This is a genomic window from Streptomyces sp. NBC_01546 (assembly GCF_045208355.1).
In the GTDB taxonomy this organism is placed as follows: Bacteria; Actinomycetota; Actinomycetes; order Streptomycetales; family Streptomycetaceae; genus Streptomyces.
Genome location: NZ_CP109379.1, coordinates 1,440,654 through 1,454,194, shown reverse-complemented (window position 1 = coordinate 1,454,194; position 13,541 = coordinate 1,440,654). Strand labels below are relative to the sequence as shown.

The window sequence follows — 13,541 nt, the reverse complement described above, 5'->3', positions numbered from 1 at the left end:
GCCACGGGGCGGGTTCTCCCTCGCACGAGTACCGGGATTCCCACGAGAGGGTGACGATCACCGTATGAGGTGATCGTCACCGCGAGAGGTGGTGTACGTCAGTTCACCGACGCCGCGGGCAGGGCCGAAGCGACCTGGGCCGCCAGGGCGTACGGATCCCCGCTCGGCCGGTCCGGATGCCGGGTGGTACGCCGGGCCCACTCCTCCTCGAAGGCGTGCCAGTCGATCGCCCGCGGAGCGGTCTGCCGGACCAGCGCCTCCTCGAGGGAGTCGAAGTACGCGTCCCACCGCCTGGCGTACAACTCCGTGATCAGACCGCTCCATTCACGGTTCGCGTAGTCGTGCAGGAACCCGCCCTCGCTCGTGCTGCGGCGCCCCCACACGCTCAGGATCGAGCGCGCGTCGTACTCGTACCGGTCCTGTTCGGCCGCGTCGGCGCCCCGCGAGCGCGCCCCGGCGAGCCAGCTGCCGAGCAGGAAGTTCGGGTCGGAACCGGTGACCGCGTCCAACTTCCGCTCCCCGTCCCGCCATTCGGCGGTCAGCTCACGGAAGCGGGTCAGGTCCTTGGCCTCGTACGCCGCCTTGATCTTCGGGAGCAGCACCCGCGAGTGATTGGCGAGGGCCTGCCGGGCGGTGTCCACCAGGTCGAAACGGTAGGCGCTGGTGCCGCGCAGCCGCGGATCCACCCGCAGCAGGTGGTCCAGCGCCCGCCGGACCGAACCGGCCTGATAGCGCATGGACTTGGGGCTCCAGTACGCCGCTCCCGCCGCGGTCAGGCTCGGCCGGGCGGTGAACAGGCTGTCCTGCGATTCCGACCACAGGCCCGAGGAGGTGCTGTACGGCCCCTTGCGCAGCTCCTCCCAGGCCGCTGCGGCCGCGGCGTCCGGCCGACCGTAGCGGCGGGCCGCGAAATCGGCGAACCACTGCCGCTGGTCGACCGTCCCCGGCTCCCAGGCCAGGTCGGTGAAGAGATCGAAGGCGGCCGGATTGGTCCCGGTGGCCTCCGGCAGGTAGGCGATTCCGGTGAGGGCGCTGTCGGACTTGGCGAGCCAGGGCCCGAACCGTTCGATCCACACGGAGGTGTTCGCGCCGATCGTGGTGTGCCCGCCGAAGTTGTAGATGGTGCCCATCGCGTACGGAGCGCCGCCCCAACGGGCCTCCCGGTCCAGGCGGTTGTACCGGTCCGACAGGCCGTCCAGGATCAGCAGCTTCGAGGTGTCCACCCCGGCGAGGAGCTCCGCGGTCGGGTCGTCCTGCCAGCCCAGTACCGCCCACAGGGCGCCGGGGTGGGCGGCGTGCAGGGCGTCCTGGATGGTCCCGGCGGCGGACTTCACGTCCACCGAACCCGTCTGGCCGCCCTCGTGCAGCGGGCTCATCCGGTACATCGTGCTGTCCCCGAACACCGCGCGCTGCTCGGCGTAGTACGCGGCGGCCAGCTTCCCGAACACCGCAGAGGCCGGGTCCAGCCAGTCCGGCCGGTCGAAGCCCGCCCAGTCGCCCTGCGGCACGGTGGCGGACCCGGGATTGCGGGCGGCGAACTCCGGCGGCACCGTGCCGAAGTAGCCGGGCAGCACCGGGGTCATGCCGAGCCCGCGCAGCTGCTCCGCGATCCGCCCGCCCAGCTCGGCGCGCTCCCGCATCAGCCGCTCGGAGACCGGCCCGCCGAAGCCGCTCAGGTTCTGCAGCAGCCACCAGCTCTGGTGGCCGGGGCCGGGCACCCACTCCCGCAGCTCCTCGGCCGAGTAGCCGAAGCCCTGGAGCGCCCGGTAGTACGGGTACTCGGCGCCGGCCTGTACGAACACCTCGTTGATGCCGTGCAGGGCGAGCAGGTCGATCTGCCGCTGGTGCTCCTCGAAGGTGCGGTACGGGCCGGAGTACCCGTCGTCGGTGTCGTTGAGGGCGTACCGGTGGGGCACGAGCGCGCTGCGGGTGACCGGCGCGGGGACGCCCGGCAGTTCGGCGGGGAGCATGCCGATGCTGTCGCCGGGCCAGCCGATGTCCGCCCCGGCGACGTGCTGGAGGTACCAGCCGACACCGGTGAGCAGGGTGGCTCCGGTGCTGCCGCGCACGGTGATCGCGCCGGGCGTCCCGGAGACGGTGAAGCCGTCGGCGGCGGCCGCCGTGTCGGGCACGAGGGTGAACTGCCCGGCGTGGCGCGGCAGCAGCCGCTCCAGGGCGGCCCGCGCGGGCGCGGTGTCGAAGGTGCCGCGGCGCGGCGCGACGGCCCGTACCCGCGTGGGCACACCGGCCCCCGCGTCGGTCCGTACGTCGGCCCGTACGTCGCTTCGTACGTCGGCCCGCGCGGGCGATCCGTCCCCCGGGGCGGTCGCCCCGGGAGCCGGCGCCGCGCAGAGCAGGGCGAGCAGCGCCGCCGGGAGGGCGGCGAGGGCGAGGGGGCGGCGGACCGGCCGCCGCCCGGCGCGTGGCATCGAGTGCGTCATCCGTCCGCCGTCAGACCGGAAGGGCCCAGGCCTGGTCGACCCGGTGGTCGCCGCAGGGGGCCAGCCGCAGCCGCTCGGCCGGGGCGTCCGGGTGGCGGCCGCGGCGGGGGCCGTCAGGCACCTGCCGCTCGCCTCCTCGACGAGGGCCCCGTCGCGCCGGTGCGCCCAGGTCTGGCCGGGCTGCTGCTCCTCGACGGGCGCGCAGTCCGCCAGCTCCACCAGGCCGTCCTCGCCCGCCGACAGGCACTCGCCGGCCAGCCGCAGCCTCGCGTCGTGGTCCAGGACCCACCGCTGGTCGGGGGCTCCGGTGCACGACCCGAGCACGACCGCGCCGACACCCGTGGTGTTGGCACCGTCGGCGCACTTGGCGCCGTCACCGGCGATCTGTCCGGTCGGCACGGCGGCGCATCCACGCGGGCTGAGCCGCCAGACCCCCGTGTCGTGGGCGCCGACCCGCCCGGTCAGCGTCTCGGAGACCTCCCGGCGTTCCCCGCTCCACAGGTCGTGCGCGTCGGCCGTGCAGGACGGCAGCCCGATCTCGTCGAGCGGCACGTTGATGTCCCGTGCGCTGCCCGAGCGGTTGAGCACGGCCACCGCCCGGTCGCCGTTCGCGAGCGGCCGGACCAGGATCTCGAAGGTGGCGTTGGAGGAGACCACCGCGCCCTGACGGCCCATCGGGTCCTGGTCCAGTGCGATCAGCCGGGTGTTCCCGAGGGCGGCGAGGCCCTCCGGGGTGAGCTTGGATACGTCGGAGGACAGGATGAACGGGGCGGCCATCATGGCCCACAGGGCGACCTGGCTGCGGCCTTCGGCCGCGCTCAGCCCGGGAGCGCCCGCGATCAGGAAGTCGGGGTCGTTCCAGTTGCCGGGGCCCGCGTACCTGCCCAGCCAGCGGTTGTAGCCGTAGTTGCCGAGCACCGAGCTCCACCGGGAGGCGGTCGGGGTGGCGGGCTTGTACACCGTGATGTCCCGGCCCTCGCGCCACAGCTGGCCGGTCTCGCCGACCCAGCCGAGGACCTTGTGCCAGTCGGAGCCGCCCCACTCACCCTGCTGGAAGTAGGCGGGCGCGGAGGCCGACAGCACCATGTCCCGGCCGCTCGCGCGCAGGGCCGCGGCGACGGCGTTGTACGCGTCGCGGTAGGCCTGCTCCTTCGTCCGGCCCTCGGGCACCCACAGGTTGCAGCCGTCCATCTTGACGTAGTCCACCTTCCAGGAGGCGAACTGCCGGGCGTCCTGCGCGTAGTGGTCCGCTCCACCGCCCTGGGGTGCGCCGCTTCCCGGATACTTCTCGCAGGTCAGCGAGCCGGCGTCCTGGTAGATGCCGAACTTCAGGCCCTTGGCGTGGAGGTGGTCGCCGAGCCAGGCCATGCCGTGCGGGAACTTCGCCGTGTCGACGACCAGCGCGCCCTGCGCGTCGCGGCTCTTGGTCATCCAGCAGTCGTCGACGGTCACCGTGTCGTAGCCCTTGGCGGCGAGCCCGGTGGACACGAGGGCGTCGGCGTTCGCGACCACCTTGGCCTCGTCGATGTCGCACATGTAGTGCGCCCAGTTGTTCCAGCCCATCGGCGGGGTGAGCGCGAGGGGGGTGTCCGAGGTCGCGGTGGGCTCGGCTCCCGCGGGGGCGGGGGAGAGCGCCAGGGCGAACAGGGCGGCCGCGGTCAGACAGGGGAGCGAGGCGCGCAGGCGAGGCGGCACGGAGTCTCCTTGACGTGGGGGCGGGCAGTCGTGCGCCCAGTGCAGCGAGGCGACTACCCGCTGTCAACGAAAGTCGACGGATATCCGCCAATGACCAGCAATATGGCCGCAATCGATGTCACACCAAAGAGGTCGCGTACAGGGGTGGCGCAGCCGGTTGCGATACGACGTATGTTACGGTGTATCTCATGCCGAGGAGATCAGCCGCCCTGGACCACGCCACCCCCGAGGCGATCGCCGTCGCCGCCCTGCGCCTCCTCGACGAGGAAGGGCCGGCCGCCCTGAGCTTCCGCGCCCTCGCCGACCGGCTCGGCGTCTCCCACGCCACCGTGCAGCGGCGCTGCACCGACCTTGCCGGACTGCTGGACCTGTGCACCGAGCACCTGGCCGCGCAGCTGCCCGACATTCCCGCCGGAACCGACTGGGCGGAAGCCTGTGAAGAGCGGTTCGGCGCGCTGTACCGGCTGCTCACCGCCCACCCCGGGCTGCTCGTCCTGCGCGGCGGCCGGCCCTGGCTCGGGCGGCAGCTGCTCGCCCGCCTCGTCGAGCCCGCCCTCGCCGACAGCGTGGCCGCGGGGATGACCGCCGCCGAGGCGATGACCGTCTACCGCCGCATGTACCTGCTCACCCTGGGCAGTGCGGCCTTCGTGGACCACCGGGACCCGGCCGGGGCCACCGCCGCCTCCCGGGCGGCTCTGGCCGCGCTGGACCCGGCGCGGTTCCCCGTGCTCTCCGGCGGGCTGGCCGAGGTGCTGCCGCCCCTGACGGACCACGAGGTGTACTACGGCGCCCTGCGCCAGCTGATCGAGGCCGCCCGGCCCGCCGCCTGATGGGGAGATCGACCATGGAACAGCAGCTCGACTACGCCGCCGTGCGCGCGGCCGCCGACCGGATCGCCGGATCGGTACGGCCCGTCGCCGTCGCTCCCGCGGCCGACGGGGTCTGGTACGCCCTGGAACACCTCCAGCACACCGGCTCCTTCAAGGCCCGCGGCGCACACAACTTCCTCGCCGCCCACCACCGGGCCGGCACCCTCCCGGCCGCCGGGGTCACCATCGCCTCCGGCGGCAACGCCGGGCTCGCCTGCGCCTGGGCGGCCCGCGGCCAAGGCGTGCCCGCGACGGTGTTCCTGCCCGCCAACGCCCCCCGGGTGAAGGTGGAACGGCTGCGGGGGTACGGGGCCGAGGTGCGGCTCGTCGGCGACCGGTACGCCGAAGCGCTCGCCGCCTGCGAGGAGTTCGCCGCCCACAGCGGGGCCCTGAGCAGCCACGCCTACGACCACCCGCTCATCGCCGCGGGCGCCGGAACCCTGCTCGAGGAGATCCGGGCGGCGCTGCCGGGACTCGACGCCGTGGTCGTCGCGGTCGGCGGCGGCGGACTGTTCGCCGGGGTCGCCACCGCCGCGCGCGAACACGGCGTACGGGTGATCGCGGCCGAGCCGGAGAACTGCCGCGCCCTGAACGCGGCCCTGGCGGCGGGCCGCCCGGTGGACGTCGCCGTGGACTCCGTCGCCGCCGACTCGCTCGGGGCCACGCGGGTCTCGGCGGACGCGCTGGCCGCCGCGCAGGACGAGTCCGTACGGTCGGTCCTCGTCCCGGACACGGCGATCACGGCCGCCCGGCGCGCGCTCTGGGAGGAGCACCGGATCGTGGTCGAGGCGGGCGCGGCCACCGCCCTGGCGGCCCTGCGCGGCGCGCCGGAGCCGCTGGGCGAGCGGGTCGCCGTCATCCTCTGCGGGGCCAACACGGACCCCGGCGACCTGGCGCACTGACCCCCGCGGCCCGAGCGCCGTCAGTCCTCGTCGTCCGCGCCCTCGCGGACGACGACGACCGTACTGGCGGCGTACTGCACCACCTGCTGGCTCACCGATCCCAGCAGGGCGCCCTTGAATCCGCCGTACCCGCGGGTCCCGACCACCGTCAGGTCCGCCTCCTTCGCCGCGTCGACCAGGACCTGGGCGGGGGAACCCTGTTCGACACGCCGGAACACCGGCACACCGGGCGAGGTCCCGACGGTCGTGGCGACGGTGTCCGCGAGCTTCCGGCGGGCCGCCTCCTCGGCCGTGACCACCTCGTCCTCGGCGAGCTGGGCGGCCGCCGAGCCGATCGCGAACGGATTGCGGTTCCACTCCCAGGCCATGACGGCGTGCACCCGGCCGCCCACCATCCGGGCCTGCTCCACCGCCCATCGCAGGGCCTCCTTGGAATGGTTCGAACCGTCCACGCCGACGACGATCAGAGGCTCGATGGGCTGCTCACTCACGGTGATTTCCTCTCGTTATGCCCGAAAAGTCGATCTCCTCCATGTATACCCGGGGCCAGGGGTCCGACCTCGAACGACGATCGTCGCGGCAGCCGGCGACTTTCGAGGACAGCCCCGAGCCCTCTCCCTTTGCGAAGGTCGGAGTGTCCGGGCGACCGCCGCCGGACACGGAACGACACGGACACACACACGGAGGAACGGGCGTGGCACAGCGCAAGGGTTGTCTGATCGGCTGCGGGGTGGCGCTGGTGCTGGGCGTCGGCCTCGCCGTGCTGGCCGTCTTCGGCATGGGGAAGGTCCTCGACGTGGCCGACAAGACCCTGGTCGACCCCAAGGTCTACGAGGCGGTGAAAACCGGCGACGCGGAGAGCGAGGTCCGCGCCAAGCTCCCGTCGGGCGACTCGTTCGTCAAGAGCGCCCTCAAGGACGGCGGCCCGGCCGAGCCCGAGGGCGGCGTCTGCTCCTGGTACATATCCAGCGCCGATCCCAAGAACGGCAAGGAGACCGTGCTCCGCTTCTGCTTCAAGGACGGCAAGCTCGCGGAGAAGGCCGAGTACCCCATGAAGTAAACCGCATTAGTGACGCAGCCTCGTGAACCGGCCATAAAGCGCCGGATGCTGCCGGAGAGTCAGCTTCGTTATCGAATCGATACCACCGTCAACCGCCTTTGGACTAAAGCGCATTAGTGCAGGTCGACCTGGGCGCCGTGGAGGCCTTTCGGGGCCTCCACGGCCCGGTCCCCGCATTCGGGACCAGGGTGTCACCGGCCACGGGGACCTCTGCCTCATTGACGAGGTCTTGATTTCGGACGACCGTGGGCACCGCCTCCGGCAATGAGGCCGGACTTCTGCGAAGGCGGCGACGATGACCCGTTCGGCCCCGACCTGTTCGAAGCTGGCCCGTATGGCCGTTGCCGCGCTGGTGGCCGGCGCCCTCCTCTCGACCGGCGCGTGTGGGTTAAGCGGCGGCTCGGGGGAGGTGAAGGAGGCGGAGAGGACGGGCAGAGTGGCGGGTGAGATCACCTTCCGCACGCTCCAGTTGAAGCCGGTCTTCACGGCGTACGTACAGGGCGTGATCGACGGGTTCGAGGCGAAGTACCCCGACGTGAAGGTCAAGTGGGAGGACGTCCCGGGCGACGGCTACAACGAGAAGCTCGTCGCGGACGCCCAGGCCGGCGCCCTGCCGGACGTGGTCAACCTGTCCACCGACTCCTTCCAGCTCCTCGGCGACCGCGGCATGCTCGCCGACGTCGCCAAGCTCGACGGCGCGCTGGCCAAGGAGTACGTGCCGGGCGCCTGGGAGCAGTTCAAGCTCCCGGGCAAGGGCGACGGCGTGTACGCCTACCCCTGGTACGTGACCCCGGAGATCCTCACGTACAACAAGGAGCTCTTCGAGAAGGCCGGCCTGGACCCGGCCAAGCCGCCCGCCAGCGTGGAGCAGTTCTTCGACTACGCCGAGCGGATCGCCGCCACCTCCGGCGGCCGCACCGCCGCCTTCATGGCCGACCCCAAGGGCCGGCTGCCCGGGGACTGGCAGAAGATGGGCGTCCCGGTCCTCGACGCCAAGGGGGAACGTTTCACCTTCGACACCGACCGGGCCGTCGCGTGGGTGGAGCGGATGAAGGACCTGTACGCCAAGGGCGCGATGCCCAAGGAGTCCCTCCTCAAGTCCGACGACATCAACCAGCTCTACGGCAGCGGGAAGCTCGTCTTCGGCCCCGGCTCCCCGGGGTTCGTCAAGGACATCAAGCAGAACGCCCCGCAGGTGTACGCGAACACCCAGGTCGCGGGAGCCGTCACGGGCACCCTCGGGCACATCGGCATCTACGCCCAGTCCCTCGGCATCAAGAAGGACACCAAGCACCTCGACGCGGCGACCGAGTTCGCCAAGTGGGTCACCAACGGCCCCAACCAGGTGGCGTTCTCCAAGAAGGCCACCATCTATCCGTCGAACGCCCAGGGCCTCGCCGACCCCTACTTCGCGGACAAGGGCGACGGCAAGGACGCCGAGACCCTCGCCCGCGCCGTCGGCGCCGAGCAGCTGAAGACCGCCCAGCTCGACGCCAACACCCCCGTCCAGTGGACCAGTCAGGTCGGCGACGCCGTCGTACGCGAGATGCAGAAGGCCATCAAGGGCGAACAGGACCCCCGTACGGCGGTCAGGAAGGCCCAGGAGGAGGCCAACAAGCTGCTCGCAGACGCGGCCCGGAAGTGACCCGCGTGCTGGCCGGGCAGGGGAAGAGGGCCAAGGAGACCGGGACCAGGGCCGGGACGGGGACGGGGACGGTGGCCGGGACCGGGACCGGGACCGGGACAAGGGTGCGCCACCGCGCCTGGTGGACCCCGTACCTCTTCCTCGCCCCCGGCCTGCTCATGGTGACGCTGTTCAGCCTCTGGCCGTTCGTCAACACCGTCATCCTCTCCTTCACGGACTCCCAGATCCTGCGCGGCGGTACTTTCGTCGGCTTCGGCAACTACACCCGCGCCTTCGCCGACCCCGACTTCTGGACCGCGACCGGCAACAGCGTGCTGTACCTCGCGGTCGTCGTGCCCTGCCTCGTCCTGCTGCCGCTGGCCCTCGCCGTCCTCGTCCTCACCAAGGTCCCCGGCATCGGCTTCTTCCGCTCCGCGTTCTACACCCCGGTGATCGCCTCGGCCGTGGTCGTCGGCCTGATCTGGCAGTGGGTTCTGCGCAGCGACGGCCTGGTCAACACCGTCTTCCAGCGGCTGAGGATCGTCTCCGAACCCGTCCCGTTCCTGACCGACAGCACGATGCTGCTGGTCTCCGCGATGATCGTGACCGTGTGGAAGGGCCTCGGCTACTACATGGTCTTCTACCTCGCGGCCCTCGGGAACGTCCCCGCCTCCCTCTACGAGGCGGCCGCCCTCGACGGCGCCGGCCCCGTCCGCCGCTTCTTCAGCATCACAATCCCCCAGGTGAAGCCGATGATGCTGCTGGTCGGCACCCTCTCCGCCATCTCGGCGCTGCGCGTCTTCACCGAGATCTACATCCTCGGCGGCGAGAGCGGCGGCCCCGGCGGCGGCGCCCGCACCCTGCCCTTCCTCATCCGGCAGGTCGGCCTCGGCTTCTCCGGCGAGACCGGCTACGCCTCCGCCATCTCCATCCTGCTGTTCCTCCTGACCCTGGTCTTCAGCCTGCTCGGCCGCCGCCTGTCGAAGGGAGACGAGAGTTGAGGCGCCACTGGACCGGCCTCGCCGGCCGGTACGCCACGCTGGTCCTGATGCTCGTGATCATGCTGGGCCCGATCGTCTGGCAGTTCCTGACCTCGATCCGCGGCCGCACGGAGAACGTGTACGACGGCGTACTGCCCTCGCAGCCGACCCTCGACAACTACGTCCGGGTCGCCGAATCGTTCCCGCTGCTCCAGTACGTGGGCAACACCCTCGTCGTGGCGGTCCTCGCCATCACCTCGAACCTGCTCTTCGCGGCGATGGGCGGCTACGCCCTCTCCCGGCCCGGCTGGAAGGGCCGCAAGGCCGTCTTCACGGTGCTGGTGGCGACCCTGATGTTCCCCTTCGAGTCCGTGATGATCTCGATGTTCCTCACGGTCCGCGAGATGGGCCTGGTGGACACCCTCATCGGCGTCTGGCTGCCCGGCGCCGTCTCCGTCCTCAACATCATGATCATGCGGGCGGCCTTCCTGTCCGTACCCAAGGAGGTGGAGGAAGCCGCGGTCCTGGACGGCGCGGGCGAATGGACCCGCTTCACCCGGGTGTTCCTCCCCTCCGCCAAGGGGGCCCTGGCCATCGTCTGCATCACCAGTTTCATGGGCGCCTGGGACGACTTCCTCTGGCCCCTGCTGGTCCTCACCAACAGCGACCACTACACCCTCCAGCTCGGGCTGAAGACCCTGGCGGGCGCCACCACCGTCAACGACCAGCGGCTCATCGCCGCCGGCGCGATGGCCGCGCTCCTCCCGATGATGCTCCTCTTCTTCGCCCTCCAGCGTTTCTTCTTCAAGGGCGTCGGAGAGGGAGCCGTCAAGACCTGATCCGCCCCTGCGCCCGCCCGTCCCCGCGCCCGCCCGTCCTTCTCGTCTCCGACCCCTCTCCCTCCTGGAGCAGCCGTCATGCACGACGACCGCAGCATCACCGAACACCGCCTCCGCCGGGTCCTCAAGGAGCGCATCAAGCCCGCCGTCCACTCCCGCCCGGTCCCGCTGACCGTCGCGCGCTGGGAGGCCCCGGGCGAGCCCGTCCCCGTCGCCCAGGGCCTGGCGGCGACGTACGAGCCCTGCGCGACCGGCGCGTCGTGGGGCCCGGCCTGGGGCACCACCTGGTTCAAGGTCACCGGCACCGTCCCGGCCGAGTGGGCCGGCCGTACGGTCGAGGCAGTCCTCGACCTGGGCTTCGACCGGATGATGCCCGGTTTCCAGTGCGAGGGACTGGTCCACCGGGCCGACGGGAGCGAGATCAAGGGGCTGAACCCGTACAACGACTGGGTGCGCGTCGCCGACCGGGCCGAGGGCGGCGAGCGCGTCGAGTGGTACGTCGAGGCCGCCTCCAACCCGGTCCTCGTCGAGCACACGCCCACGTACGAGGGCGACCAGCGGACCAGCGGCGACCAGCCCCTCTACCGCCTCGCCCGGATGGACCTCACCGTCTTCGAGACCGAGGTCTGGGAACTGGTCCAGGACCTGGAGGTCCTCCACGACCTCATGACGCAGCTCGGCACCGACGACGCCCGGCGGTACGAGATCCTGCGCGCCGTCGACGCGGCGCTGGACGCCGTGGACCTCGGCGACGTGCCCGGCACGGCGGCCGCCGCCCGCGCGTGCCTGACGGGCGTGCTCGCCGCCCCCGCCCGGGCCTCCGCACACCGGATCAGCGCGGTGGGCCACTCCCACATCGACTCAGCGTGGCTGTGGCCGCTGCGCGAGACGGTGCGCAAGGTCGCCCGCACCTCCTCCAACATGGTCAGCCTGATGGACGAGCACCCCGAGTTCGTCTTCGCCATGTCGCAGGCCCAGCAGCTCGACTGGATCAAGACGTACCGGCCCGAGCTCTTCGAAAGGATCAAGAAGAAGATCGCGGACGGGCAGTTCGTGCCGGTCGGCGGGATGTGGGTGGAGTCCGACACCAACATGGTCGGCGGCGAGGCCATGGCCCGCCAGTTCCTCTACGGCAAGAAGTTCTTCCTCGACGAGTTCGGCATCGAGACCCACAACGTCTGGCTGCCCGACTCCTTCGGCTACACCGCCGCGATGCCGCAGATCGTCAAGCTCTCCGGCTCCACCTGGTTCCTGACCCAGAAGATCTGCTGGTCCCAGGTCAACAAGTTCCCCCACCACACCTTCTGGTGGGAGGGCATCGACGGCACCCGCGTCTTCACCCACTTCCCGCCCGTCGACACCTACAACTCCGACCTCGGCGGCGCCCAGCTGGCGCACGCCGCCCGCAACTACCGGGAGAAGGGCCGGGGTTCGCGCTCGCTGGTGCCCTTCGGATGGGGCGACGGCGGTGGCGGCCCCACGCGCGAGCACCTCGCCCGCGCCAGGCGCCAGCGGAACCTCGAAGGCTCCCCGCGGGTCGAGATCGAGCGGCCGGACGCCTTCTTCGAGAAGGCCCGTGCCGAGTACGAGGACGCGCCCGTCTGGGCCGGCGAGCTCTACCTGGAGCTGCACCGCGGCACCTACACCTCCCAGGCCAAGACCAAGCAGGGCAACCGGCACAGCGAATCGCTGCTGCGCGAGGCCGAGCTGTGGGCGGCCACCGCCGCGGTGCGGGTGCCGGGGTACGCCTACCCGTACGAGGACCTGGAGCGGATCTGGAAGACGGTGCTGCTGCACCAGTTCCACGACATCCTGCCCGGCTCCTCCATCGCCTGGGTGCACCGCGAGGCGCGCGAGACGTACCGGTCGGTGCACGAGGAGCTCCAGGGGATCACCCTGGCCGCGCAGACGGCCCTGGCGGGGGAGGGCGGGCGGGAACTGGTCTTCAACTGCGCCCCGCACACCCGGCGCGGCATCCCGGCCGGCGGCGCGGGCGTCCCGGCCGAGGCGGGGCAGCCGGTCACCGTGGAGGAGCGGCACGGTGGCGGGCACGTCCTGGCCAACGGCAGGCTGCTGGTGGAGATCGACGGCCGCGGGCTGGTCGTGTCCGCCTACGACCTGGAGGCGGACCGCGAGGCGGTCGCCCCGGGCGGCGCGGCGAACCTGCTCCAGATCCACCCCGACTTCCCGAACATGTGGGACGCCTGGGACATCGACGCGTTCTACCGCAACAAGGTCACCGACCTGGTCGGCCTGGACGCCATGGAGATCACCGAGAGCGGCCCCTCGTCCGTCACCGTCCGGGTCACCCGCTCCTTCGGTTCCTCGACGGCGGTCCAGTCGCTCACCCTGCGGTCCGGAGCCAAGACGCTCGACATCGTCACGGACGTGGACTGGCACGAGACGGAGAAGTTCCTCAAGGCGGCGTTCCCGCTGGACGTGAAGGCCGAACGGTCCGCGTCGGAGACCCAGTTCGGGCACGTCTACCGGGCCACCCACACCAACACCTCGTGGGAGGCGGCCAAGTTCGAGATCTGCGCCCACCGCTGGATCCACGCCGAGGAGCCGGGCTGGGGGATCGCCCTGCTCAACGAGTCCACGTACGGGCACGACGTGACCCGCGACGTGCGGGCCGACGGCGGCCAGACCACCACGGTCCGGCTCTCGCTCCTGCGCGCGCCGCGCTATCCCGACCCGGAGACCGACCAGGGCGCCCACACCCTGCGGTTCTCGCTCGCGCCCGGCGCGGGGATCGGTGACGCGGTCCGCGAGGGCCACGCGCTGAACCTGCCGGAGCGGGTGGTGACCGGTGCGGGCCCGGTCGCCCCGCTGCTGACCGTGGACGACGACGCGGTGGTCGTCGAGGCGGTCAAGCTCGCCGAGGACCGCGGCGGCGATGTGATCGTCCGCCTCTACGAGTCCCGCGGCGGCCGCGCCAGGGCGACCCTCACGCCGGGCTTCCCGGTCACGGCGGCGGTCGAGAGCGACCTGCTGGAACGGCCCCTGGCGGGCTCGGCGGTCGGTGCCCTCACCCCGGACGGCGGGGTCGCCCTCACCCTGCGCCCGTTCCAGATCGTCACGGTGCGCCTGCACCGCGCCTGACACCCCCTACGGAGCCGGGTCCGTGTCGG

9 protein-coding genes are annotated in these 13,541 nt (G+C 71.8%); 7 read left to right on the top strand and 2 right to left on the bottom strand.

Features of this window, described 5'->3' with window-relative positions; all coding sequences use genetic code 11:
• Window positions 1–98: 98 nt before the first annotated feature.
• Window positions 99–4,136, bottom strand: coding sequence for an alpha-N-acetylglucosaminidase TIM-barrel domain-containing protein (locus OHA89_RS07035; RefSeq protein ID WP_406365681.1), 4,038 nt, complete (start codon window positions 4,134–4,136; stop codon window positions 99–101).
• Between the two features lie 188 nt (window positions 4,137–4,324).
• Here OHA89_RS07035 and OHA89_RS07030 point away from each other — a divergent pair, with 188 nt between their 5' ends.
• Together OHA89_RS07030 and OHA89_RS07025 are read left to right on the top strand one after the other, a co-directional pair.
• Window positions 4,325–4,966, top strand: a complete 642-nt coding sequence (locus tag OHA89_RS07030) for a TetR/AcrR family transcriptional regulator (protein WP_406365680.1) — start codon at window positions 4,325–4,327, stop codon at window positions 4,964–4,966.
• Window positions 4,967–4,980: 14 nt separating this feature from the next.
• Entirely contained in the window at window positions 4,981–5,907 is a 927-nt protein-coding gene (locus OHA89_RS07025) for a serine/threonine dehydratase (protein WP_257553271.1), read from the top strand.
• Window positions 5,908–5,927: 20 nt separating this feature from the next.
• Here the strand turns inward: OHA89_RS07025 and OHA89_RS07020 are convergent, their stop codons facing one another.
• The gene (locus OHA89_RS07020) at window positions 5,928–6,398 is read right to left on the bottom strand and encodes a universal stress protein (RefSeq protein ID WP_406365679.1); all 471 of its coding nucleotides are present in this window, start codon (window positions 6,396–6,398) and stop codon (window positions 5,928–5,930) included.
• A gap of 203 nt (window positions 6,399–6,601) precedes the next feature.
• Between OHA89_RS07020 and OHA89_RS07015 the strand changes: the two genes are divergently transcribed.
• The 5 genes from OHA89_RS07015 (at window position 6,602) to OHA89_RS06995 (ending at window position 13,512) form a co-directional block, all read left to right on the top strand.
• The gene (locus OHA89_RS07015) at window positions 6,602–6,967 is read left to right on the top strand and encodes a hypothetical protein (RefSeq protein WP_266613605.1); all 366 of its coding nucleotides are present in this window, start codon (window positions 6,602–6,604) and stop codon (window positions 6,965–6,967) included.
• 295 nt (window positions 6,968–7,262) lie between these two features.
• Window positions 7,263–8,612, top strand: coding sequence for an ABC transporter substrate-binding protein (locus OHA89_RS07010; protein WP_406365678.1), 1,350 nt, complete (start codon window positions 7,263–7,265; stop codon window positions 8,610–8,612).
• A gap of 158 nt (window positions 8,613–8,770) precedes the next feature.
• On the top strand, window positions 8,771–9,592 hold the full coding sequence (locus tag OHA89_RS07005) for a carbohydrate ABC transporter permease (RefSeq protein WP_406368425.1): 822 nt from the start codon (window positions 8,771–8,773) through the stop codon (window positions 9,590–9,592).
• Window positions 9,589–10,410 carry a carbohydrate ABC transporter permease gene (locus tag OHA89_RS07000; RefSeq protein ID WP_266613601.1) on the top strand — a complete coding sequence of 274 codons (822 nt, stop codon included), beginning with the start codon at window positions 9,589–9,591 and terminating at the stop codon, window positions 10,408–10,410. The genes OHA89_RS07005 and OHA89_RS07000 overlap by 4 nt, the downstream gene beginning before the upstream one ends.
• Before the next feature lie 78 nt (window positions 10,411–10,488).
• Window positions 10,489–13,512 (top strand): alpha-mannosidase, encoded by a 3,024-nt coding sequence (locus OHA89_RS06995; protein ID WP_406365677.1) that lies wholly within the window; start codon window positions 10,489–10,491, stop codon window positions 13,510–13,512.
• Window positions 13,513–13,541: the final 29 nt, after the last annotated feature.